This is a genomic window from Mycobacterium sp. ABE4_509 (assembly GCF_056160785.1).
In genome coordinates this window covers 1-22,748 of the sequence record NZ_JBSWXU010000082.1, presented here as the reverse complement: position 1 = coordinate 22,748, position 22,748 = coordinate 1, and the positions used below count along the sequence as shown (strand labels likewise).

General features: G+C 70.0%; 21 protein-coding genes. 15 read left to right on the top strand and 6 right to left on the bottom strand.

The window, feature by feature from the left end:
• Both ACXAID_RS17470 and ACXAID_RS17465 read left to right on the top strand, forming a co-directional pair.
• Positions 1 to 1,147, top strand: a 1,147-nt coding sequence (locus ACXAID_RS17470) for a cytochrome c oxidase assembly protein (protein WP_475023468.1), incomplete at its 5' end; no start/stop codon positions are given.
• An 89-nt stretch (positions 1,148 to 1,236) separates the two neighbouring features.
• The gene (locus ACXAID_RS17465; RefSeq protein ID WP_475023467.1) at positions 1,237 to 1,707 is read left to right on the top strand and encodes a hypothetical protein; all 471 of its coding nucleotides are present in this window, start codon (positions 1,237 to 1,239) and stop codon (positions 1,705 to 1,707) included.
• 26 nt (positions 1,708 to 1,733) lie between these two features.
• Here ACXAID_RS17465 and ACXAID_RS17460 read toward each other — a convergent pair whose 3' ends face one another.
• Complete coding sequence (locus tag ACXAID_RS17460) at positions 1,734 to 3,311, bottom strand: PepSY-associated TM helix domain-containing protein (protein WP_475023466.1); 1,578 nt, start codon at positions 3,309 to 3,311, stop codon at positions 1,734 to 1,736.
• 140 nt (positions 3,312 to 3,451) lie between these two features.
• Positions 3,452 to 5,734: a heavy metal translocating P-type ATPase gene (locus tag ACXAID_RS17455; protein ID WP_475023470.1), complete on the bottom strand. Its 2,283-nt coding sequence runs from the start codon at positions 5,732 to 5,734 to the stop codon at positions 3,452 to 3,454.
• 103 nt (positions 5,735 to 5,837) lie between these two features.
• Between ACXAID_RS17455 and sigC the strand changes: the two genes are divergently transcribed.
• The 10 genes from sigC to ACXAID_RS17405 all read left to right on the top strand — a co-directional run bounded on the left by sigC (position 5,838) and on the right by ACXAID_RS17405 (position 15,413).
• Complete coding sequence (gene sigC / locus ACXAID_RS17450) at positions 5,838 to 6,383, top strand: RNA polymerase sigma factor SigC (RefSeq protein WP_475023465.1); 546 nt, start codon at positions 5,838 to 5,840, stop codon at positions 6,381 to 6,383.
• A 31-nt stretch (positions 6,384 to 6,414) separates the two neighbouring features.
• Positions 6,415 to 7,167: a (Fe-S)-binding protein gene (locus ACXAID_RS17445; protein ID WP_475023464.1), complete on the top strand. Its 753-nt coding sequence runs from the start codon at positions 6,415 to 6,417 to the stop codon at positions 7,165 to 7,167.
• A complete protein-coding gene (locus tag ACXAID_RS17440; RefSeq protein WP_475023463.1) occupies positions 7,164 to 8,636 on the top strand; it encodes a LutB/LldF family L-lactate oxidation iron-sulfur protein in 1,473 nt (490 codons plus the stop codon). Before ACXAID_RS17445 ends, ACXAID_RS17440 begins: the two co-directional genes overlap by 4 nt.
• Positions 8,629 to 9,246, top strand: a complete 618-nt coding sequence (locus ACXAID_RS17435) for a LutC/YkgG family protein (RefSeq protein ID WP_475023462.1) — start codon at positions 8,629 to 8,631, stop codon at positions 9,244 to 9,246. Before ACXAID_RS17440 ends, ACXAID_RS17435 begins: the two co-directional genes overlap by 8 nt.
• Before the next feature lie 206 nt (positions 9,247 to 9,452).
• Positions 9,453 to 11,243 carry an NAD(P)H-dependent oxidoreductase subunit E gene (locus ACXAID_RS17430; protein WP_475023461.1) on the top strand — a complete coding sequence of 597 codons (1,791 nt, stop codon included), beginning with the start codon at positions 9,453 to 9,455 and terminating at the stop codon, positions 11,241 to 11,243.
• Entirely contained in the window at positions 11,240 to 11,953 is a 714-nt protein-coding gene (locus tag ACXAID_RS17425) for a 2Fe-2S iron-sulfur cluster-binding protein (RefSeq protein WP_475023460.1), read from the top strand. The genes ACXAID_RS17430 and ACXAID_RS17425 overlap by 4 nt, the downstream gene beginning before the upstream one ends.
• A complete protein-coding gene (locus ACXAID_RS17420; RefSeq protein ID WP_475023459.1) occupies positions 11,950 to 12,579 on the top strand; it encodes an NADH-quinone oxidoreductase subunit B family protein in 630 nt (209 codons plus the stop codon). Before ACXAID_RS17425 ends, ACXAID_RS17420 begins: the two co-directional genes overlap by 4 nt.
• A 30-nt stretch (positions 12,580 to 12,609) precedes the next feature.
• Positions 12,610 to 14,076, top strand: coding sequence for a Ni/Fe hydrogenase subunit alpha (locus ACXAID_RS17415; RefSeq protein ID WP_475023458.1), 1,467 nt, complete (start codon positions 12,610 to 12,612; stop codon positions 14,074 to 14,076).
• On the top strand, positions 14,060 to 14,557 hold the full coding sequence (locus tag ACXAID_RS17410) for a hydrogenase maturation protease (protein WP_475023457.1): 498 nt from the start codon (positions 14,060 to 14,062) through the stop codon (positions 14,555 to 14,557). Before ACXAID_RS17415 ends, ACXAID_RS17410 begins: the two co-directional genes overlap by 17 nt.
• A gap of 46 nt (positions 14,558 to 14,603) precedes the next feature.
• Complete coding sequence (locus tag ACXAID_RS17405) at positions 14,604 to 15,413, top strand: ribosome hibernation promotion factor (RefSeq protein ID WP_475023456.1); 810 nt, start codon at positions 14,604 to 14,606, stop codon at positions 15,411 to 15,413.
• 101 nt (positions 15,414 to 15,514) lie between these two features.
• On the opposite strand, the gene ACXAID_RS17400 is transcribed toward ACXAID_RS17405, so the two are convergent.
• Positions 15,515 to 16,507 (bottom strand): Acg family FMN-binding oxidoreductase, encoded by a 993-nt coding sequence (locus tag ACXAID_RS17400; protein ID WP_475023455.1) that lies wholly within the window; start codon positions 16,505 to 16,507, stop codon positions 15,515 to 15,517.
• A gap of 66 nt (positions 16,508 to 16,573) precedes the next feature.
• A complete protein-coding gene (locus ACXAID_RS17395) occupies positions 16,574 to 16,792 on the bottom strand; it encodes a hypothetical protein (RefSeq protein WP_475023454.1) in 219 nt (72 codons plus the stop codon).
• Positions 16,793 to 17,003: 211 nt separating this feature from the next.
• Here ACXAID_RS17395 and ACXAID_RS17390 point away from each other — a divergent pair, with 211 nt between their 5' ends.
• Together ACXAID_RS17390 and ACXAID_RS17385 are read left to right on the top strand one after the other, a co-directional pair.
• A complete protein-coding gene (locus ACXAID_RS17390) occupies positions 17,004 to 17,885 on the top strand; it encodes a universal stress protein (protein ID WP_475023453.1) in 882 nt (293 codons plus the stop codon).
• A 63-nt stretch (positions 17,886 to 17,948) separates the two neighbouring features.
• Positions 17,949 to 19,451 carry a bifunctional aminoglycoside phosphotransferase/ATP-binding protein gene (locus ACXAID_RS17385; RefSeq protein WP_475023452.1) on the top strand — a complete coding sequence of 501 codons (1,503 nt, stop codon included), beginning with the start codon at positions 17,949 to 17,951 and terminating at the stop codon, positions 19,449 to 19,451.
• Between the two features lie 16 nt (positions 19,452 to 19,467).
• Here the strand turns inward: ACXAID_RS17385 and ACXAID_RS17380 are convergent, their stop codons facing one another.
• Positions 19,468 to 20,247, bottom strand: a complete 780-nt coding sequence (locus ACXAID_RS17380; RefSeq protein WP_475023451.1) for a universal stress protein — start codon at positions 20,245 to 20,247, stop codon at positions 19,468 to 19,470.
• A gap of 189 nt (positions 20,248 to 20,436) precedes the next feature.
• Between ACXAID_RS17380 and ACXAID_RS17375 the strand changes: the two genes are divergently transcribed.
• A complete protein-coding gene (locus tag ACXAID_RS17375; protein WP_475023450.1) occupies positions 20,437 to 22,314 on the top strand; it encodes a pyruvate kinase in 1,878 nt (625 codons plus the stop codon).
• A 10-nt stretch (positions 22,315 to 22,324) separates the two neighbouring features.
• On the opposite strand, the gene ACXAID_RS17370 is transcribed toward ACXAID_RS17375, so the two are convergent.
• On the bottom strand, positions 22,325 to 22,748 hold a 424-nt coding region (locus tag ACXAID_RS17370; protein WP_475023449.1), incomplete at its 5' end, for a zinc-binding dehydrogenase.

Sequence of the window (22,748 nt, the reverse complement as noted above, 5' to 3'; positions counted from 1 at the left end):
GGCTGCGGGACTGCTGGCGCTGCTGTGGGTGGCCGATGTGGTCGCGGTGACCTCGCAGCGGGGCCGCGCGGCGGTGCAGTCGCGTGCCGGCACCATGGCCGGCACGGCGGCCGCGCTGGCCGTGCCCGCGGTGATCGCGGTGATGGCGACCCAACCGGCGGCCCGGTTCCTGCGCCACGAGTTCACCACCTGGGACGTCTTCCTCGGCTACGAGCTACCCGCCCCACCGGACGCGGTGACGCTGTTGACCGTGTGGCGGTTCGACACGTTCCTGGGCGGGGCCGCGCTGGTGCTGGCTGCGCTGTACACGCTGGGCTACGTGCGGTTGCGGCGCCGCGGGGACAGCTGGCCGGCGGGCCGGCTGATCGCCTGGCTGGCCGGATGTCTGGTGCTGCTGGTGACCAGCAGCTCGGGCGTCAAGGCCTACGGGTCGGCGATGTTCAGCGTGCACATGGCCGAGCACATGACGCTGAACATGTTCGTCCCGGTGCTGCTGGTGCTCGGCGGTCCGGTCACCCTCGCGCTGCGCGCACTGCCGGCCCACCGGCCCGACCAGCCGCCCGGGCCGCGGGAATGGCTGTTGTGGCTGGTGCATTCGAAGTTCACGTCGTTCCTGGCCCACCCGATCACCGCGTTCGCGCTGTTCGTGGGTTCGCTGTACGCGGTGTACTTCACGCCGCTGTTCGATGCGTTCGTGCGCTACCACTGGGGCCACGAGTTCATGAGCGTGCATTTCCTGCTCGTCGGCTATCTGTTCTTCTGGGGGATCATCGGCATCGACCCCGGGCCGCGGAAGCTGCCGTTCCTCGGGCGGCTCGGACTTCTGTTCGCGGTCATGCCTTTTCATGCGTTCTTCGGCATCGCCACCATGACGATGACCGCGATCATCGGCGGGCAGTTCTACCGGTCGCTGGACCTGCCGTGGCTGGGCAGCCTCGCCGACGACCAGAACGTCGCCGGCGCCATCGCCTGGGGTTCGAGCGAACTACCTGTCATCATCGTGGTGGTGGCCCTGGTGGTGCAGTGGGCGCGCCAGGACCGCCGGACGGCGATCCGCTCGGACCGGCATGCCGACTCGGCCTACGCCGACGATGAGCTCGAGGCCTACAACGCGATGCTGCGCGAGCTGGCCCGGCAGCGTGAATAGGCCACCTGGCCCAAGCCGGGAACGATCGCCGAGTTACCGACGACCAACTTCACAGGGCCTATCTGGACAGGGCGCGAAGGGAGACGGTGGTGCCGACCAGTCTGGGCGCAGTCGAGCGGATGCTGCGTGACATCGAGCGCCGCGTCCTGCACGAGATGTCCCTCGGCAGGGTGCGCAGCGCCGCCATCAGCGTGCTCGGCCCCGTGCTGGCGGTCTCGGTGCTCGTGTGGTGGATCGACCTGCTGGTACACCGCTCGCCGGATGTGTCGCTCGGGGTGCCGACCGTGGCGTTCGTGATCCTGGCGCTGGCCGCGGCGTCGTCGATGGTGGCGCTTGCGGTGCGGCGCTTCCGGTGGAGTTGCGCCGCGGCCTACAGCTGCGCGCTGGGCACGGTGGTCGGCATCGGGGCGTTCTGGTGGGTGCGTACCGGCCCCGCCGAATCGGCGCTGGGTTGGCTGGTGGCCGCGGATCTGGCCACCTTCGTCCTCGCGGTCGCGTGGTTGAGCCTGCTCGCCACGCCGGTGCACCGGTCGCAGCCGGACATGTGGCGGGGCAACTGATTCTCGCTCTCCGGTGAGCCCCGCCGCTACCGCAGCGTCAACGGCTCTGGTGTGAGCGGGCTTTCGGTGTCGTCCTGCGCATCGGTGTCGTCGTCCGGTGTTTCGGCCCGGGACCCGCGCCGCGCAGCCAGCAGTCGCTCGACGGCCAGCACGAGCAGCAGCGACACCCCGAACGCCGGGTAGAGCACCCCGAGGACGACGGCGGCCGCGGCCACGGTGACGATCGCCTTCTTCGGGGTGGCGGCACGGGTGGCCGGGCCGGCCGGGGTGGGGACCCCGGTCGTGCCGGCCGGGCGGCGCTTCCACCACATCAGCAGCCCGGTGCCGACACTGACGAGGATGCCCAGGCAGGCCATGGTCGCGATGATGCGGGTGAGCACCCCGAACTGGGTGCCCATGTGCATCGCGATGCCGAAGCTGGTGGCCTTCGCCAGCGCGCCGTCCTGAGCGGCGGTGGCGTTGGTGATGGTGTGGCCGGTGAACTGGTCGAGGTACAGCGTGCGCTGCTCGGAGAGCTTCTGCGGCCACGCGTTGACCACCGCGTAGCTGCCGTACACCGGCGTTCCGTCCTCGGCGACGGAGTCGTAGGGCGGGATGATCGCGAAGCCGGGGACCATGTTCTCGTCTCTGGCGATCTGGTCGATGTCGGCGTAGCCCAGCGGTGCGGCCATCGGGCCGTCGGGTTGGGAGGCCGGGATGGCCTCGTCGGTGGCCGCCCAGGCGATGCGCCGGCCCAGCCGGTCGTAGTCGCCGAGCTGTGCGGGGGTGGAGGCGGCCTCGACCTCGGTGGATGGCGCCACCTCGGCCGAGAACGCCCGCCAGTTCTCGCCCCAGTACCGCGACCAGGTCAGTCCGGACAGGATGTAGCCGATCAGCACGACCGCCAGCACCACCCCGGTCAGGGCGTGCAGATCCCGCCAGCGGATCCGGCCGCCCTTGCCCCAGCGCACTTTCAGCAGCGGTTTGGTGGCCTCGATGGCCCGCGGCCACCACAGGTAGATGCCGCTGGCCAGCAGCACCAGGATCCAGACCGCGGTGATCTCCATCCACAGGTTGCCGATCCCCACCGGGATGGTTGCCTCCGGGTAGGACGACGGCGCGATCAGGTGCCCCAGCGACGGCAGGTGCAGTTGCGGGCCGTCGTTGCCGAACAGCCGGTGGATCTGGGCGCCGAAACCGTCCGGGCTGGCGAGCTGGCTGCGCTGGCCGAGGTATGCGCCGGTGTAGGGGTCGACGAACACCTGGGTGACGCTGGACTCGCCGGCCGGCCACTCGGGGGCGTCGGGCGGGATGAAGTCCACCCGGGTCGAGCGGCCCGGTTCGGCCGGCGGGATCACCGCGTCGAGGGCGTAGTCGGGGCCCACCTGCGCCACGGCGGTGTCGACCTGTTCATCGAGCGCCACCGTGGTCGGCTGCTGGTCGACCACCAGCAGGTTGCGGTTGAGCACCACGTCGAGCGGCTGGTTGTACAGCACGACCAGCCCCGACAGCGCCAGAACCACCAGCGCCGGCGCGGCGAACAGCGCCACCCAGAAGTGCATCCGCCAGACGCGCCGCAGAACGGCGGCCTCGCCGCGGCGGGTGGAGTTCGGCGTGATCGTCACAGTCGGTCCCCTCAAGCTCGAACCGCCCCGTCGGCGGTGTCGCAGACATAGTCGGGTGCCGACGGTGTTTGGTTCCCGCGCCGCCTCGGGACTGCGCTGCGGGCGCGGAACTGCGAGACGAGCCCGCCGCTACCGCAGTCTCAACGGTCCCGGTGGGAGGGGACGCTGACATCGCTGACATCGCCGAAGTTGCGCAGCCGAAGGCTGTTCGACACGACGAAGAACGACGAGAACGCCATGGCCGCGCCGGCGATCAACGGGTTCAGCAGGCCCGCGGCGGCGATCGGGATCGCCGCGACGTTGTAGCCGAACGCCCAGAACAGGTTCACCTTGATGGTCCGCATGGTCGCGGCGGCCAGGCCGAGCGCGACCGGGACCGTGGTCAGGTCGTCACGCACCAGGATGACGTCGGCGGCGCTGATCGCGACATCGGTGCCGCGGCCGATCGCCATCCCCAGATCTGCGCACGCGAGCGCGGGCCCGTCGTTGATGCCGTCACCGACCATGGCGACGCCGCGGCCCCGATCGCGCAGCTGCTCGATCACGTCGACCTTGCCGTCGGGCAGGACGTCGGCGATCACCTCTTCGATCCCGACCTGCGCGGCGACGGCGGCCGCCGAGGCCGGGTTGTCCCCGGTCAGCAGCACGGTCCGCAGCCCCTTGGCGTGCAGCGCGGCCACCGCGTCGGCCGCGGACTCCTTGACGGTGTCGGACACCGCGATCGCACCGCACGGTCGCCCGTCGACCTCGACGAAGACCACTGTCTCGCCGCGTGATTCGGCGGTGCGCCGTGCCGCGGTCAGCGTGGGTGACAGTCCCGAGGCCGCGATCCAGGACGGCTTACCCACCCGCACCTGCCGCCCCGCGACGACCGCTGTGACACCGCGGCCCGCCACCGAGCCGAAGTCCTCGACGGTGTCGTCGTGGCTGGCCGACGAGCTGATCGCCAGGGCCACGGCATGCTCGGAGGGGCCCTCGGCGGCGGCCGCCAGCCGCAGCACCTCGTCGGCGTCGAAGCCCTGCTCGGCCACGACGGCGCTGACGGTCAACCGGCCGGTGGTCAGCGTGCCGGTCTTGTCGAACACCACGGTGTCCACCACGCGGGTCGCCTCCAGCGAGCGGTGTCCCTTGAGGAAGATGCCGAGCTGCGCGCCGCGCCCCGAGGCCACCATCATCGCCGTCGGGGTGGCCAGTCCGAGTGCGCACGGGCAGGCGATGACCAGCACGGCCAGCGCCGCCGACACCGCGTGATCCGGGCCCCCGCCGGCGAACAGCCAGCCGATGGCGGTCAGTGCCGCGATCACGAACACACACGGCACGAACACCGCCGAGACCCGGTCGGCGAGGCGCTGCGCATCGGCCTTCTGGGCCTGCGCCTCCTCGACGAGGCGCACCATGCCGGCGAACTGGGTGTCGGCGCCGACCGCGGCCGCTTCCACGATGAGCCGGCCGTCGAGCACGATGGTGCCGCCGATGACCTGATCTCCCGGGCGGACCCGTTGCGGTTTGGCCTCGCCGGTCATGGCGCTCATGTCGACCGCCGCCGAGCCCTCGGTGACCAGGCCGTCGGCGGCGATGGTCTGGCCCGGGCGCACCACGAAACGGTGCTGCTCGGCGAGTTCGTCAGCCGGGATCACCATCTCGGTGCCGTCGGCCAGCAGCAGGGTGACGTCCTTGGCGCTCAGTTCGGCCAGTGCGCGCAGCGCGCTGCCGGCCTTGGATTTCGCGCGCGCTTCGAAATAGCGGCCGGCCAGCACGAAGACCGTCACACCGGCGGCGACCTCGAAGTAGATGGCGTCGCTGCCCAGCAGCGCCTGCCAGATGCCGTCCGCGGTGTCGGACGGCTGCGCGGTGAAGACCGTGTACACCGACCACGCCGAGGCGGCCAGGATGCCGACCGAGATCAGGGTGTCCATGCTGGCGCCGCCGTGGCGGGCCATCTGCACGGCCTTGCGATGGAACGGCCACGCCGCCCACAGCACGACCGGGGCGGCCAGCGCGGTCAACACCCACTGCCAGCCCGGGAAACGGGTGCTGGGCACCACGGCGAACATCACCGACAGGTCGGCGACCGGCACGAACAACACCGCGGCCACCGCGAGCCGCAGCAGCAGGCTGCGGGCGTGGTCGGCGTCGGGATCCTCGGCCCCGGACGTGCCCACCTGGCGCACCTCGGCCTGGTAGCCGGCGTTGCGGACGACGTCGCACAACGCGGACTCGTCCACGCCTGCCGGCGCCTCGACGGTGGCCACCCGGGTGCCGAAGTTCACCGAGGCGCGCACCTCCGGCAGCTTGTTCAGCGCCGAGGACACCCGGGCAGCGCACGCCGCACAGGACATCCCCGACACATCGAGCTGTACGCGGGCGACCTCGCGGGTGCCGCCCTCGGGCCCGCCGGTGCCGGTCGACGTTCCGGCCGACATCCCGGTTGTCATCGTGGGCCCACCTCCTGCGTCTTCGTGGCCTGCCTGTTGGTCGTCCGGATGCGCTGCGGAGTTCCCGGTGCGCATCGCTTACTCTTTCCTGGTGGCGACCGCTGGCGACGAAGACCAAATTACCCACCTCGCCAAATCGGCTGGTCGGGGAGACCGGGTCGCACTCACCGCGTTCATCGAGGCCACCCGCCGTGACGTCTGGCGCACCGTGGCCTATCTGGCCGATCCGGGCAGCGCCGACGACCTCACCCAGGAGACCTACCTGCGCGCGATCAAGTCGCTGCCGCGGTTCAGCGGCCGTTCGACGGCCAGGACCTGGCTGTTGTCCATCGCGCGCCGGGTGGTTGTCGACCAGATCCGGTACAACACGTCACGCCCGCGGCCCGCCTATGTCGTCGACCTCGACGATGTGATCGGTGGCGGTGGCCGCATCGAGAACATGGTCGAGATCAGGATCCTGCTCGACGGGCTCGACCCGGACCGGCGCGAAGCCCTGGTGCTGACCCAGGTGCTGGGCATGTCCTACGCCGAGGCCGCCGAGGTGTGCGGGTGCCCGGTCGGCACGATCCGATCCCGGGTCGCCCGGGCCCGCGACGACCTGCTGCGCGCGGCCGCCGAGGACGACCGCGCCGGATAGCCACAGCCCGGCCGACCGGTGGGGAGGATCGATGCGCATCGCCCTGTTTGCGACCTGCCTGGCCGATGCCCTGTTCCCGCGCGCCGCCATCGCAACAGTGGAACTGCTCGAGCGCCTCGGGCATCGGGTGCTCTTCCCTGCGGGTCAGACCTGTTGTGGGCAGATGCACGTCAACACCGGTTACCTGGGCGAGGCCGTCGCCCTGGTGCGCCGCCACGTCGAGCAGTTCGAGGCCCCCGGGTTCGACGCGGTGGTCGCCCCGTCGGGCTCGTGCGTCGGGTCGGTACGCCACCAGCACGCGATGGTGGCCCGCCGCGCCGGTGACGAACGCCTGGCCTCCCGGGCCGAAGCCGTCGCCGCCCGCACCTGGGAACTGTCGGAGTTCCTGGTCGATGTACTGGGCGCCGACGATGTCGGCGCCTACTACCCGCACCGGGTCACCTACCACCCGACCTGTCATTCGTTGCGGATGCTGCGCGTCGGGGACAAACCGCTGCAGCTGCTGCGCAACGTCCGTGGGCTCACCCTGGTCGAACTGCCCGAAGCGGAGTCGTGCTGCGGGTTCGGTGGAACCTTCGCCATCAAGAACGCCGATACCTCGACGGCGATGCTGGCCGACAAGATGGCCCACGTCATCGAGACCGGGGCCGAGGTGTGCAGCGCAGGCGACTCGTCGTGCCTGATGCACATCGGCGGCGGGCTGTCCCGGATCCGGTCCGGGGTGCGCACGGTGCATCTCGCCGAGATCCTGGCCGCCACCGAGCACGCGCCGGTGCGGTCATGACCACCTACCTCGGCATCCCCGGCACCGGCAACCTGCGCGGTGCGGAACCGTTCCCCAAGGCCGCCCGGCGCGCGCTGGGTGACACCCAGATGCGCCGCAACGTCGGTCACGCCACCCACACGATCCGCACCAAACGCCTTACCGCGGTGGGGGAGTGCGACGACTGGGAGCAGCTGCGCGAGGCCGGCAGCGCGATCAAGCGCGACGTGCTGGCCCGGCTGCCCGAACTGCTCGAACAACTCGAGGCCAACGTCGCCGCCCGGGGCGGGGTGGTGCACTGGGCCCGCGACGCCACCGAGGCCAACGCGATCGTCGCCGGCCTGGTGGCCGCGGCCGGCGCCGACGAGATCGTCAAGGTCAAGTCGATGGCCACCCAGGAGATCGGCCTCAACGAATACCTCGAACAACGCGGAATCGGCGCGGTGGAAACCGATCTCGCGGAGCTCATCGTGCAACTGGGCCACGACAAGCCCAGCCACATCCTGGTGCCGGCCATCCATCGCAACCGCGCCGAGATCCGGGAGATCTTCGCCCGCGAGATGCCCGGCGTCGGGGACCTGACCGACGAACCCCGGGTGCTGGCCATGGCCGCACGCCGCTACCTGCGCCGCAAGTTCCTGTCGGCCGAGGTCGCGGTCAGCGGCGCGAACTTCGGGGTGGCCGAGACCGGCACGCTGGCGGTCGTCGAATCCGAGGGCAACGGCCGGATGTGTCTGACCCTGCCGCGCACGCTGATCACCGTGATGGGCATCGAGAAGGTGCTGCCCACCTTCGCCGACCTCGAAGTGTTCATGCAGCTGCTGCCGCGCTCGTCGACCGCCGAGCGGATGAACCCGTACACCTCGATGTGGACCGGCGTGCACCCCGGTGACGGCCCGCAGGAGTTCCACCTGATCCTGCTCGACAACGGCCGCACCAGGGTGCTGGCCGACGAGACGGGCCGCGAGGCGCTCAAGTGCATCCGGTGCAGCGCCTGCCTGAACGTGTGCCCGGTCTACGAGCGCACCGGCGGGCACGCCTACGGATCGGTCTACCCGGGGCCGATCGGGGCGATCCTGAGTCCGCAGCTGACCGGCACCACCGGGCGCGACGACCCCAACGCGTCGCTGCCGTACGCGTCGTCGCTGTGTGGCGCCTGTTTCGACGCCTGCCCGGTGCGCATCGACATCCCGTCGATCCTGGTGCACCTTCGGGCCGAACAGGTCGACTCCGAACGTGGTGGCCTGCCCGGTGGGCAGCAGGCCGCGATGACGGCGGCGGCCTGGGCGATGGGCTCGTCACGCCGTTTCGCGACGGCCGAGAAGGCGCTGTCGGCCGGACGGCTGCTGGCCGACGCCGATCACCGCATCACCGCGTTGCCCTGGCCCGCCTCACGCTGGACCGCCAGCCGAGACCTGCCCGAACCCCCCACCGAGACGTTCCGCCAGTGGTGGGCCCGCACCCACGGTGACGCAGGCGACGATGACTGACGCGAAAGCCGTGATTCTGCACCGTATCCGGGTTGCGCTGGGACAGTCCGGTGCAGCGCCGGTGGTGGTGCCGAGAGACTACGACCGCGGTCCGCTGCAGGGGCCCGGCGATGTCGCCCGGTTCGCCGAGACCGTCGGTGAATACCGGGCCCGGGTCCACCGGATCGAGCCTTCCGGGCTGGCCGCGACCATCACCGCCCTGGTGGCACCGGGTGCGCGTATCGCGGTGCCGTCGGACCTGCCGCCCGAGTGGGTCGACGGGTTGGACGTCCTGGTCGACGACCCCGCGGCGCCGATGCCGATCGCCCGCCTCGACGAGGCCGATGCGGTCGTGACCGCCTGCGCGGCGGGTGTCGCCGCGACCGGCACCATCGTCCTGGACGGCGGGGTGGCTCAGGGGAGGCGGGCGCTGACCCTGGTGCCCGACCACCACATCTGCGTGGTGCGCGCCGAGCAGGTCGTCGACACCGTGCCGCAGGTCTTCGCCGCGCTGGACCCGCTCCGGCCGTTGACCTTCGTCTCCGGGCCGAGCGCGACCAGCGACATCGAACTGGACCGGGTCGAGGGTGTGCACGGACCCCGCACCCTCGACGTGCTGTTGCTGGGCTGAGCCGGACCGACCGGCGCATGTGCTGACGAGCCGAGCGCGAAAATCCTTTCTCGCCAAGGCGACCGTGTGCCGTGTGTGGTAATTTCGCGACACACCACAGGTTGCTCTCGGGTCCATCGGGAAGCCCCGAATCGCGCGTCGCCGAGGCCGCGCATTCGCCCGCCACCACGAGACGACCGTGCTGACTCGCATGGGTGGGTGGGATTTTGACGCTGACTACCGACATCGCGGCCGTGCTGGACGATCACGGCTGTGACCGCGCCGACCTGTTGGACATCCTGTGGGACGTGCAGAGACGCAGCGGCTACATCTCCGCGGACGCGGCCGCCGCGATCGCCGACCGCCTCGGGATATCGGTCGAGGACGTGTTCGAAACCGCGACCTTCTACCACTTCTTCCACACCAGCGCATCGGGCCGCTACCGAATCTATTTGAGCAACACCGTTATTGCGAAAATGCACGGCTACGACCAGGTGTATGCGGCGCTGGAGCGCGAGACCGGGGTGCGGTTCGGCGGTCCCGGGTCCGCCGACTTCGGGCTGTTCGAGACCGCATGCATCGGCCTCAGTGACCACGAGCCGGCGATGCTCGTCGACGGTGTGGTGTTCACCGACCTGACCCCGACGTCGGTCGCCGAGATCATCGCCGGGCTGCGGGGTGGCAGGACGCCCGAACAGCTGGCCAACCCGGCCGGGCTGCCCCGCGACGAAGTGGCCTATGCCGAGGCGATGACCGGCACCACGGTGCACACCGCCGGCCCGGTGTTCTTCGGCGGCGACACCGACCACGGCGCGTTGCTGCAGCGCTGCCGCGCGATGTCCTCCGACGAGGTCATCGCCGCCATGACCGAGTCCGGACTGCGGGGCAGGGGCGGGGCCGGATTCCCGACCGGCACCAAATGGCAGACCTGCCGCGCGGCGGCCGGCGCCGACAAATACATCATCTGCAACGCCGACGAGGGCGAGCCGGGCACCTTCAAGGACCGGGTGCTGCTCACCCACGAACCCAAACAGGTCTTCGCCGGCATGGCCATCGCCGCACACGCTGTCGGCGCCGCTCACGGCATCATCTACCTGCGCGCCGAATACGCCTACCTGACCGCGTACCTGGACAGGCAGCTGGCCGAACTGCGCGAGGCCGGCGTGCTCGGCGGCGGATTCGACATCCGCATCCAGATGGGTGCCGGTGCCTACATCTGCGGTGACGAATCGGCGCTGATCGAATCCTGTGAGGGCAAGCGCGGGACACCGCGGCTCAAGCCGCCGTTCCCGGTGGAACACGGCTTCCTCGGCATGCCCACCGTGGTCAACAACGTCGAGACGTTCGCCGCCGCCACCCGCATCATGGAGCAGGGAGCGGCGTGGTTCGCCGCCATGGGAGTGCCCGGCTCCACCGGCACCCGGCTGCTCAGCGTGTCCGGTGACTGCTCGGCCCCCGGGATCTACGAGGTCCAGTGGGGTGTGACCCTGCGTGCGGTGCTGGACATGGTCGGCGCGCAGGATCCGCGCGCGGTGCAGATATCCGGCCCCTCCGGCGAGATGCTGTCGGTGGCCGCCGACGCCGATCGCGCGCTCGCCTACGACGATCTGTCCTGCAACGGCTCGTTCATGGTGTTCAACCACGACCGTGACCTGCTCGACGTCGTCGGCGACTTCATGCAGTTCTTCGTCGACGAGTCCTGCGGGATCTGCGTGCCCTGCCGGGCGGGCAACGTGGTGTTGCGGCAGAAGGTCGGGCTGTTCGCCAGCGGGCACGGCGCACCGACCGACCTGCAGGACATGGCGACCTGGGGTGGGATCGTCGCGCACACCAGCAGATGCGGACTCGGCGCCACCTCGCCCAACCCGATTCTGACGACGATGACGAAGTTCCCCGAGATCTACTCGGTGCGTCCCCGGGTCACCCACGACGACCTGCTGCCCTCGTTCGACCCGGAGGCCGAACTCAGCGGCTACGCCGAGGCGGTGGCCCAGCTCGCCCCCCAGGAGACACCGTGAGCATCCAGATCGAGATCGACGGCACCCCGGTCACCACCGAAGAGGGCCGCAACCTCGTCGAGGTGGCCGCCGAGGCCGGGGTCTACATCCCGACGCTGTGCTATCTGGCCGAGCATCCCGCGTTGGGCACCTGCCGGGTCTGCTCGGTCAAGGTCAACGGTCGGGTCACCGCGGCGTGTGCGGTGGCGGTGACCGACGGGATGCGCGTCGAGGTCACCGACACCGAAACCACCTCCGCGCGAAAAGCACTCGTGGAGATGCTGTTCTCGGAAGGCAACCACAACTGTCCCAGCTGTGAGAAGGCCGGGCGGTGCACGCTGCAGGCAGTCGGCTACGAGGTGGACATGGTGTCCTCGCCGTTCCCGTACCAGTTCCCCAAACGGGTCAACGACCATGCCGCGGAATCGATCTGGCTGGAGCGCGACCGCTGCATCTTCTGCCAGCGCTGCGTGGAGTTCATCCGCGACCAGGACACCGGCAAGAAGATCTTCTCGATCAGCGGGCGCGGCAGCCACGCCCGGATCGAGGTCGACGCCGAACTGGCCGACAAGATGCCGCCCGAACAGATCCAGCAGGCCGTCGACATCTGCCCGGTCGGGACGATCCTGCACAAGGGCGTCGGCTACGACCAGCCGATCGGCGAGCGTCGCTACGACGTCGAATCGGCCAAGGACCGGGCACTGGATGCGGCACGGAGGCAGGACCGATGACCACCTCAGAGAGCAACGAGGTCGCCTCACACGAACTTCCGGCCACCCCACTGGATCCCGAGATCGCCGCCAAGCGGGACGAGAAGATCAAGGTCTCGATGATCAGCCTGTGCGGCTGCTGGGGCTGCAACCTGTCGCTGCTCGACATCGACGAACGCATGATCGACCTGTTGGACAAGATCACCATCCTGCGGTCGTCGTTCACCGACATCAAACGCATCCCGGAGCGTTGCGCCATCGGGTTCATCGAGGGCGGGGTCGCCAACGAGGAGAACATCGAGACACTCCAGCACTTCCGGGAGAACTGCGATGTGCTGATCTCGGTGGGCGCGTGTGCGATCTGGGGCGGGGTGCCCTCACTGCGCAACCCGGTCGGGCTGAAAGACTGCCTGGCCGAGGCCTATCCGCAGTCACCGACCGCACCGCCGGGGGCGCCCCCGGTGGTGCCGTTCGACCGCCGCATCCCGATCCTGACCAACAACGTGCACCCCTGCCACGAGGTGGTGCACATGGACTACTTCATCCCGGGCTGCCCGCCGGACGCCGACGCCATCCTCACCGTCCTCGACGACCTGGTCAACGGGCGTCCGGTGAACCTGCCCAAATCGCTCAACCACTTCGACTGATCGACTTCAACTGATCGGAAGGCGGCCACCATGGCGAACACCATCGTCATCGATCCGATCACCCGGATCGAGGGACACGGCAAGGTCGTCGTCGAGCTCGACGACGACCACAACGTCGTCGACGCCAAACTGCACGTCGTGGAATTCCGCGGCTACGAACGCTTCATCCAGGGTCACCCGTACTGGGAGGCCCCGGTGCTGATGCAGCGCATCTGCGGCATCTGTTTCGTCAGCCACCACCTCGCCGGGGCCAAGTCCCTCGACGACATGATCGGCGTCGGCCCCGCATCGGGCACCGCGCTGACTTCGACGGCGTTGAAGATGCGCCGGCTGGGCCACTACGCGCAGATGCTGCAGTCGCACGTCACGGCGTACTTCTACCTGGTGGTGCCGGAGATGCTGTTCGGCATCGACGCCGCACCCGAACAGCGCAACTTCATCGGCCTGATCGAGGCCAACCCCGAGCTCGTCAAACGTGTGGTGCGGCTGCGCAAATGGGGTCAGGAAGTCATCGAGGCCGTGTTCGGCAAGCGGATGCACGGGATCTCCTCGGTGCCGGGCGGGGTGAACAAGAGCCTGTCCGCCGCCGACGTCGAACGCTTCCTGCGCGGCGACGAGGGCATCCCGTCGGTCGACCAGGTGATCGAGGACGCGCAGCTGGGCCTGCAGATGTTCTACGACTTCCACGAGGCGCACCGTGACGAGGTCGACAAGTTCGCCAAGGTGGGGTCCCTGAACATGTGCCTGGTCGACGACAACGGCGACGTCGACTACTACGACGGGCGGCTGCGGGTGGTCGACGGCGACAAGAACATCGTCCGTGACTTCGACTACCGGGACTATCTGGAGCACTTCTCCGAAGGCGTGGAGAAGTGGAGCTACATGAAGTTCCCGTACCTGACCGACCTCGGGCGCGACGCGGGTTCGGTGCGGGTGGGGCCGCTGGCCCGGATGAACGTCACCCGGACGCTGTCGACCCCGATGGCCGCCGAGGCGCTGGAGCGCTTCCACGCCTACACCGGCGGACGGGCCAACACCATGACGCTGCACACCAACTGGGCCCGCACCATCGAGATCATCCACGCCGCCGAAGTCGTCCGGGATCTGCTCAACGACCCCGACATCACCGGCGAGGACCTGCTGGTGACGCCGGGCCGGCAGGCCTGGGTGGGTGAGGGCGTCGGGGTGGTCGAAGCCCCCCGCGGCAGCCTGCTGCACCACTACCGCGCCGACCGCGAGGGCAACGTCACCTTCGCCAACCTGATCGTCGCGACCACGCAGAACAACCACGTACTCAACGCGACCGTGCGCAGCGTCGCCGGCGACTATCTGGACGGCCAGGCCGTGGTCACCGAGGGCATGATGAACGCCATCGAGGTCGGTATCCGTGCCTACGACCCGTGTCTGAGTTGCGCGACCCACGCGCTGGGGCAGATGCCGCTGGAGGTGTCGCTCGTCGACTCCCGCGGCCAGGTCATCGATGCGCGCGTCCGCTGAGAGCAGCGTTCTGCCGGCGGGTTTCTTCGACTCGGCGGCCTCGCTGGTGCTCGGCATCGGCAACGCCGGACGTCAGGACGACGGCCTGGGCTGGGCCTACATCGACGCGCTCGAGGAGGGCCCCGGCACGGCGCCGCCGGCCCAGTGCAGGCGCACCTATCAACTCGCCCTCGAAGACGCCGACCTGATCCATCGGTATCAGCGGGTGCTGTTCGTCGACGCGACCAAGGACACCGGCGTCACGTCGTTCACCGTGACCCGCCCGCAGCCCCGGATGGACCTCACCTTCACCTCGCACGCGATCTCGGTGCAGGCGATCCTGGCCACCGCGCAGCAGTGTTTCGACACGATCCCCGAGGCGTACCTGCTGGCGATCCGCGGCTACGAATGGGAGCTTCGCGAAGGGCTGACCGGGACGGCCCGGCACAACCTCGCGCTCGCGCTGGAGGCCACCCGGGGTGTTGCGGCGCACGAGAAGTGACCTTCGCCCCTCGCCGGGACGAGCTACACGACGTAGTACTGAAGGTATGAGCAACACAACTGCTGACGGGCTGAACGTCCAGTTCGACTTCAACGTCGATGTCACCACCCACGGAGAGTTCCCCGGCGCCGCGGACTACGCGCGAACCAAGATCGGTGAGCTCGGCCGGCTGACCCACCGGCCTGTCCTGTACGCGCGGGTGAAACTGACCCGCCACCACGACCCGGCGGTCGAATTCCCGGTGGTCGCACAGGGCAACCTCGACGTGAGCGGACGCCTGGTGCGTGCTCAGGTTCACGCCACCACCGCGCGGGAGGCCATCGACCGGCTGGAGTCGGCGTTGCGGCGCCGGCTCGAGCACCTGGCCGAGCGCTGGGAGATGCCCAAGAAGGGCGCCCACGCCCCTCGCCGCCCCTGGGCGGCAGAGGACGCCGCGCACCGGCCCGGTCATCCCGACCGCTCGGTCAGCGAGGCCGGCATCATCCGGCGCAAGTCGTTCACCATGGCGGCGTGCAGCGTCGACGACGCGGTCGACGAGCTCGATCTGCTCGACTACGACTTCCATCTGTTCACCGAGAAGGCGACCGGCGCCGTCGGCGTCGTCTACCGGGCCGAGCCCACCGGGTACCGGGTCGCTCTGGTCGCCCCGGAGCTCGCCGCCGATCTCGGCGCCTTCGAACGGCCGGTCACCGTCAGCGACGTGGCGCCGCCGTGTCTGCGCGAACAGGATGCCGCCGAGCGGCTGTCGCTGCTGGGGCTGCCGTTCCTGTTCTACGTCGACGCCGCTCAGGGCCGCGCGAGCGTGCTCTACCGGCGCCTCGACGGGCACTACGGGGTGATCACCCCGGCCGGATAGCCGAGCGCAACAGTCTCGCCGGTGTCAGCCGACACCGGCGAGACGTGTGTTTGCGGTGCCGCAGGCCGCACCGGTGAGTCGATGAGCTCGGAGTGGACGGCTCAGCGCAGCGCCGAGCCGTCCAGGTGGCGCACCACCTCGTCGACCGGACGCCGCGGTGTCCACGGCAGCGCTTCGGCGTCGGCCGGCACCCACCCGACGCGCAGCAGCATCTGCGGGGTGGCGCGGCCGCCGAAGATCTCGCGCATCACCGCCTCGCGGGTCTCGGCGATCTCCAGAGGTTCGGTCATCGGGCACGAGGCCAGCCCGGACATCGTCGCGCGCAACAGGATCGCGCTGGTCGCCTCACCGGCGCGCAGCCAGGCCGGCCAGCGGTCGTTGGCGGTTCCCAGCGCGAGCACCACGCTGCTGTCCCGCGCGTCGGCGGCCTGCGGTGGTTCCGACAGGCTGCCACCGGCGAAGGCCCGCCCGTTGTTGGCCGTCGGCGAGCCGGCCGGCAGCGTGTTGCGTGCGGGGACGCCGGTCGCACTGGCATGGCGGCCACTCCACATGTGCAGCTCGGCCAGATACTCGGCATCGGAGGCGTGCTGACGCACCGACTGAGAGACGATGCGCGCCAGCCGGGTTCGCGCGTTGACCTCGCGCACGACTATCCCGAAATGCTGGAGCCGGGCGCTGAGGGTGTTCAGTATGGTCGCGGGAACCGCGCGGTCGCTGTAGCGGCGGCGGTCGGTGCGCCGTTGCTCGATCGCCGCCGACATCGCGATGTCGGCGTCGGTGGTGGGCGCGCGGAACAACTTCAGCGCGGCAAGGTGGTCGGGGTCGGAGGGGTCGGGGAACCGGTCGATCTGCGCCCGCCACCCCGTTGCCGCGAGCGCGACGACACAGTGGTGCAGCGCTGTGCCGCAGCTGAGGATCCGATCCCGGCCGTCGGGGTCGGTGTGGGGCAGTGTGACGTCAGGGTCGGCGAACAGACTCAGGGTGGAATCGCCGATGCGCCAACGCCATGGCTGCGAATTGTGGATCGACGGCGCGCGCAGCGCCTGTGCGAAGACCGCCGCAAGTGTGCCGGTATCCGGAAAATCCGCGTCCACTGTCCCCACCGCCTCGTCGTCGAGATCGCTGTCGAATTCCGTGCTGTCGTCGAGGGTTACGCCTCCTCAGTGGGTCGGGGTCAGCGGCTGCGGCCGGCCCGCATCGTGCAGATAGTCGAGCTCCTTGACCACCAGGGTGATCAAACCCTCGAAGGCGGCCTGCGGGGTGTCCGCCGCCGGAGACTTCAGCTCCGGGAACTCGGCGACGTAGGCCACATAGCCGGCCAGCTCCGGCACGAAATGAATGCTGTAGGTGTAATCATGGGCTTTCTGTTCTGACATCATGAATGAACCGTATTGCGTTGTTCCGCCGAGCACAGCGTGCGAGAGTCCCGACTTTCCAGAGACATAGGTCCCTTTTTCCCGGGGTTGGGGGCATAGTGTTGCTACCGGGCCCCGTGCGGGGGACTTAGGACCCTTCCACGGTGTGCCCGCCGAGCGTGTACTGATTTGGAGAAGAACCGATCTGACGACCGGTCGTCGAATCGAGGTTGACATGACCGATGGACACGGCATCGTCGTAGCGGTGGACGGGTCGCCCGCGTCGCGGGCGGCCACGGAGTGGGCGGCCCGGGACGCGGCCCTGCGCCGGGTTCCGTTGACCATCGTGCACGTGCGCAGCGACGACGACGCCAACCCGTGGCTCGATTTCCCGGTGGGGCTTCCCGACGAGTTCCTGGCCAAACGGGACCGTCGGGCCCAGGAGATCGTCGATGACGCGCTGGGTGCGGTGGTCGACGCGGCGCCCGAGATCGGGGAACTGCCGGTGCATTCCCGCGTTGTCGCCGGTCCGGTCAAACCGGCCCTGATCGAGCTGTCCGAGCACGCCGACATGATGGTGGTCGGACGCCGCGGGCTGAGCGACCTCGGCGGCCTGCTGCTCGGATCCACCAGTTCGACGCTGCTGCATCACGCTCTCTGCCCGGTGGCCGTCGTTCACGAGGAAGGCGCCCGGGGTCACGGACCCGCGGCCCCGGTGCTGGTCGGGGTGGACGGCTCACCCGCCTCGGAGCTCGCCACCGAGATCGCCTTCGATGAGGCGTCACGCCGCGGAGTCGAGCTGGTGGCGGTACACACCTGGATCAACAGCGCAGACTTCCCGCACACCGTGGAGCCCGGCGAGTGGGAGACACAGGCCGAGGAGGAGCTGGCCCAGCGCCTGGCCGGGTGGTCCGAGCGCTACCCCGATGTCACGGTCCGCCGCGTCGTCGGTCAGGACAACCCCGCGCACCGGCTGATCGAGGAGTCGAACGGTGCCCAGCTGCTCGTGGTCGGCAGCCGTGGCCGGGGCGGCTTCGCCGGGCTGCTGCTGGGCTCGGTCAGTTCAGCGGTCGCGCAGGCGGCCCGGGTACCGGTGATCGTGGCACGTCAGAGGTGAACTTCGCCACGACGGGCGGTCAACCCTTCCGCCGGGGACCCATCGGCGGGCAAGGTGGCCGGCATGGCTGCCACGGCTGACGACGACATCGCGGGCAACGAGCCGTGGACGACACCGGGCAACCTCAGCCCCGAGGTGCACGAAACCCACACCGGCATGGTGGTGCTGGTCGGGGAACGCGCCTACAAGGCGAAGAAGTCGGTGACCACCGACTTCCTCGATTTCAGCACCGTCGCGCACCGTGCGCAGGCGTGCGCCCGCGAGGTCGACCTCAACCGGCGGCTGGCGCCGGACAGCTACCTCGGGATCGGGCACTTCGAGCTGCCGGGCGCGCCCGCCGAACCCGTCATCGTGATGCGGCGCTATCCGGACAGCGCCCGGCTGGCGGCTCGCGTCCGGTCGGGTGTTGCGGTGGACGCCGAGTTGAGCGCCATCGCAGCGATGTTGGCCCGCTTCCACGCCACCGCGCTTCGTGGTGCGGTGATCGACGCCGAAGCCACCGCGGCGGCGCTCACCGACAGGTGGCAGGAGAATCTGACCGAACTGTCGCGCCACACCGGCACCGTCGTCTCGGACACCGTGCTGCGCGACGTCACCAGGCTGGCCCTCGGATACCTGCAGGGGCGCGGTGCGCTGTACGCGTCGCGGATCGCCGCGCGACGGGTCGTGGACGGCCACGGCGACCTGCTGGCCCAGGACATCTTCTGCCTGCCCGACGGCCCCGCCCTGCTGGACTGCCTGGAGTTCGACGACCGGCTGCGCTACGTCGACGGGGTGGACGACGCCGCCTTCCTGGCAATGGATCTGGAGTATCTCGGCCGCGCCGACCTGGGGGAGTGGTTTCTCGACGAGTACATCCGCCAGGCCGGCGATCCGGCACCGCGCTCACTGCGTGACGTCTGCGTCGCCTACCGCGCGGTGGTGCGCGCCAAGGTCGACTGTGTGCGGGTGGTCCAGGGACACCGGGAGGCCGGCTCCGATGCCCGCCGGCATCTGGACATCGCGCTGGCGCATCTGAGATCGGCCGCCGTGGCGCTGGTCGTCATCGGCGGCGGACCCGGCACCGGAAAGACGACCCTGGCGCGCGCGCTTGCCCAGCGGATCCATGCCGAGGTCGTCTCCACCGACGACGTGCGGCGTGAACTGCACGAATCGGGAGCGATCAGTGGACGATCCGGCGATCTGAACGCGGGGCTCTACACGCCGGAGAACATGGCCGCCGTGTACGACGAGGTGCTGCGGCGCGCTGGCGAACTGCTCGGCGGTGGCGTCCCGGTGATCGTCGACGGGACCTGGCGCGACCCGCAGCAGCGCGCCCGCGCCCGAGCACTGGCTACCGAAAAATCTTCGCCGACCGTCGAGTTCGCCTGCACGGTTCCGATTTCAGAAGCGGTGCAGAGGATCTCGACGCGTACCGAAACCACTTCGGAGGTCACCCCGGGCATCGCCGCCGCGCTCGACGCCGACGCCGCCCACAGCTGGCCCGAAGCGCATCCGGTCGACACCTCGTCCTCGGTGGACGAATCGGTGACGGCCATGGTGCGGCTGTGCCGGGCAGCCGGTTAGGCCGTACCGACGCGACTCAGGGCCGCACCACCAGCGCCGAGGAGTGCGCGTGGTGGAACACCGGATGGCCGTGCGGCCCCACGATCCGGGCGAGATCGTCGGTCTCGGTGCTGCCGATGATCGCCAGCTGCACCCTTTCGTCGTGCTTCTTGAGGAAGTGGGCGACGTCGGCTTCATCGGTGATCGGATACACGTGCACATCGGGGTGGCGCTGCTGGTAGCTCGCCGGCTCCAGCTCGCCGAGCGCGAGTACCGGTGCGTGGCGCAGCTCGGCCTCCTGCATCGCCCGCTCGACGATCTCGGTGCTGTTCGGCCCGTCGTCGGCGGCCACCACGATCCAGTCGATCTGCTGGCCGGAGCCACTTTCGTCGGGCCTGATGATCGCGACCGGGCAGTGCGCCTTCTCGGCGAGTTCGGTTGCGGTCGAGCCGAGGATCGACCGGGCGTAGCGGCCGATGCCGACGGTGCCGACGCAGATCATCTCGGCCGCCTCGGACTGCTCGATCAGCGCAGCGGTGGCCGGACCGTCGATCACCGCTGTCTGCACCTCGACGGCCTTGCCGGTCGCCTCGACCGCGGCGCGGGCGTCGTCGAGCGCGGCCTGCGCGCGGTGCAGATCGTCGTAGTAGTCCTCGGTGCCCAGGTGCTTGGGTTTGGTCGCAGACACCAGTTTCAGCGGCAGTCCGCGGGAAAGAGCCTCGTCGACCGCCCACACCGCGGCGTTGCGGCCCGCTTCTGATCCGTCGACTCCCACGATCACCGGTGCGGTCGTGGTCGATGCCTTGCCGGAATTCACAGTGGGCTCCTTTCCCCGTGTGTCTTCAGACGTTATGGCTCTGTCGCCCAACGGTGTAGGGCCGTTGGTCACCAATGGACCCACATCCCGGCCGGGGTGCCACCGGTTATCGGCTCGTGTTCACCCGTCGGTAACCGGGGGCCACTAGGGTGCCCGACCGATGGTGGTGATCAGCGCTGGAGCGCATCCATGACTGCATACCGGGAAGCCGCGCCGCTGCTCGGCGACGACACCCGCGCCGCACTCGCCCGCCTGCTCGACGGGCTGGACGGGCTGATCGGGCGCCTCGAGGAGGCCGGGTCCGCCTGGTCGGGGTGGATCGACGCCGTCGACGAGGACTACCGCCCGAGCGCGCTGAACCTCGCGCACTACTGGGCCATGCGCGGCATCGACCTGCGCGATCTGCAGCACCGGCTGGCCGGGTTCGGTCTGTCGTCGCTGGGCCGCAGCGAACCGCATGTGGAGGCGACACTGCGGCTGGTCCGCTCGGCGGTGCTGGCGATGATCTCCGACAGCTGGTGCACGCCCCCACCGGGAGTGGTGGGCTACGAGGAGAGTCGCTCCCTGCTGGACCGGCGCACCACCGAGTTGCTCGGTCCCGCACCCGCGGGCCGCACCACCCGCATCATGGTCACGTTGCCGTCGGAAGCCGCCGACGATCCGGATCTGGTGCGCCGGCTGGTCGAACGCGGGATGGACGTCGCCCGGATCAACTGCGCGCATGACGACCCGGCGGCGTGGCGGGCGATGGCCCGGCACGTACGCGCCGCGGCCGAGCAGACGTCGCGCAGCGTTCTGATCGCGATGGACCTCGCCGGCCCCAAACTTCGCACCGGCCCGATCCAGCCGGGCGCGCGGGTGGTCAAGCTGCGGCCCAGCCGCGACGATCTCGGACATGTGGTGGCCCCGGCGCTGGCCTGGCTGACCTCGGAGTCCGCCCCGGCCGCCCCGCCCGAGCCCGGCATGGCGGTCCTGCCGGTGCCGGGGGAGTGGCTGGCGCGCAGACGAGGCTCCGACATCCTGGCCGTGTACGACACCCGCGGAGCCAAGCGGACCCTGCTGCCGGTGGCCGTCCACGACGCCGGCATCGTGGTCAGCACCGACAAGACCGCCTACCTCGCCAGCGGCACCGTGTTGCGCGTCTACGGCCACGACGACCCGGCCGAGCTGGGAGCGCTGCCGCAGCACGAGCAGAGTCTGCTGCTGCGGCCGGGGGACCTGCTGCACCTGACCGAGGACTGCTCTCCGGTGCCGGCCGACGTCGACGGCGTGCCCAGCATCGGTTGCACGCTCGAAGAGGTCTTCGCGCACGCCCGCGTCGGTGAGAAGGTCTTCTTCGACGACGGCCGGATCGGCGGCGAGGTGATCGCGGTGCACCCCGATCTGCTCGAGGTGCGGATCGAGCGCGCGGCCGCCTCCGGCTCGAAGCTGCGGGCGGCCAAGGGCATCAACCTGCCCGACACCACGCTGCCGGTGCCCGCGCTCACCGACAAGGACGTCGCCGATCTGAGCACCGTCGTCGAGGTGGCCGATCTGGTGCAGCTGTCCTTCGTCCAGCAGCCCCACGACGTGGAGCGGCTGCACGGCGAGCTCGCCCGGCTGGGCGCAGACCATGTCGGCGTGGTCCTCAAGATCGAGACCCGCCGAGCCTTCGAGCGGCTTCCGCAGTTGCTGCTGACCGCGATGCGGCGCCGCCGGGTCGGGGTGATGATCGCCCGCGGCGACCTCGCCGTGGAGGTGGGCTACCAGCGGCTGGCCGAACTGCAGGAGGAGATCCTGTGGCTGTGCGAGTCGGCGCACCTGCCGGTGATCTGGGCCACCCAGGTCCTCGAGCAGCTGTCCAAGAGCGGGTTGCCGTCGCGGGCCGAGATCAGCGACGCCGCGATGGGCGAGCGGGCCGAGTGCGTGATGCTGAACAAGGGTCCGCACATCGACGAGGCCGTGGTCGTGCTCGACGACATCCTGACCCGCATGGCCGGGCACCACTACAAGAAGAACGCGTTGCTGCCGCAGCTGCACGCCTGGTACGGCGACCAGGTGGGGCAGCCGCGCCCGGACCGCGGGTGAGCGCGTCGACTCAGGGCGTCAGCTGGATCTTGAGGTGACCGGCCGAGCGCGACATCGCGGCGCCGTAGGCGTCGGCGGCGGCGTCCAGCGGCATGGCGCCGGTGAAGATGCCCTCGACGTCCAGGCGGCCGGCCGCGAGCAGCGGAATCAGCTCGGCCCAGGTCTGCTGGACCGGAGCGGTGGTCAACCGCAGCGTCAGGCTGCGTAGCAGGCACACCAGCGCGGGCAGCGGATAGGGGGTCAGGTCGTGCACCCCGACCACCGACACCGTGCCGCCGGTGCGCACGCAGGCCAGCGCGTCGTCCAGCGAGGCGTCGGTGCCGACCGCGTCGATCACGCTGTGCGCCCCGAGACCGTCGGTGGCCTCGAGAACGGACTGCGCGCCCGGCGGTGTGACCGGCCGCGCCCCCACCGCGGCCGCCCGGTCCCGGCGC

Coding starts and splice junctions, on each gene's coding strand:
- ACXAID_RS17445 (WP_475023464.1), top strand. CDS start 6,415: ATGCGCATCGCCCTGTTTGCGACCTGCCTGGCCGATGCCCTGTTCCCG.
- ACXAID_RS17395 (WP_475023454.1), bottom strand. CDS start 16,792: ATGATGTCAGAACAGAAAGCCCATGATTACACCTACAGCATTCATTTC.
- ACXAID_RS17405 (WP_475023456.1), top strand. CDS start 14,604: ATGAGCAACACAACTGCTGACGGGCTGAACGTCCAGTTCGACTTCAAC.
- ACXAID_RS17455 (WP_475023470.1), bottom strand. CDS start 5,734: ATGTCGGCCGGAACGTCGACCGGCACCGGCGGGCCCGAGGGCGGCACC.
- ACXAID_RS17385 (WP_475023452.1), top strand. CDS start 17,949: ATGGCTGCCACGGCTGACGACGACATCGCGGGCAACGAGCCGTGGACG.
- ACXAID_RS17440 (WP_475023463.1), top strand. CDS start 7,164: ATGACCACCTACCTCGGCATCCCCGGCACCGGCAACCTGCGCGGTGCG.
- ACXAID_RS17375 (WP_475023450.1), top strand. CDS start 20,437: ATGACTGCATACCGGGAAGCCGCGCCGCTGCTCGGCGACGACACCCGC.
- ACXAID_RS17410 (WP_475023457.1), top strand. CDS start 14,060: ATGCGCGCGTCCGCTGAGAGCAGCGTTCTGCCGGCGGGTTTCTTCGAC.
- ACXAID_RS17415 (WP_475023458.1), top strand. CDS start 12,610: ATGGCGAACACCATCGTCATCGATCCGATCACCCGGATCGAGGGACAC.
- ACXAID_RS17435 (WP_475023462.1), top strand. CDS start 8,629: ATGACTGACGCGAAAGCCGTGATTCTGCACCGTATCCGGGTTGCGCTG.
- ACXAID_RS17420 (WP_475023459.1), top strand. CDS start 11,950: ATGACCACCTCAGAGAGCAACGAGGTCGCCTCACACGAACTTCCGGCC.
- ACXAID_RS17390 (WP_475023453.1), top strand. CDS start 17,004: ATGACCGATGGACACGGCATCGTCGTAGCGGTGGACGGGTCGCCCGCG.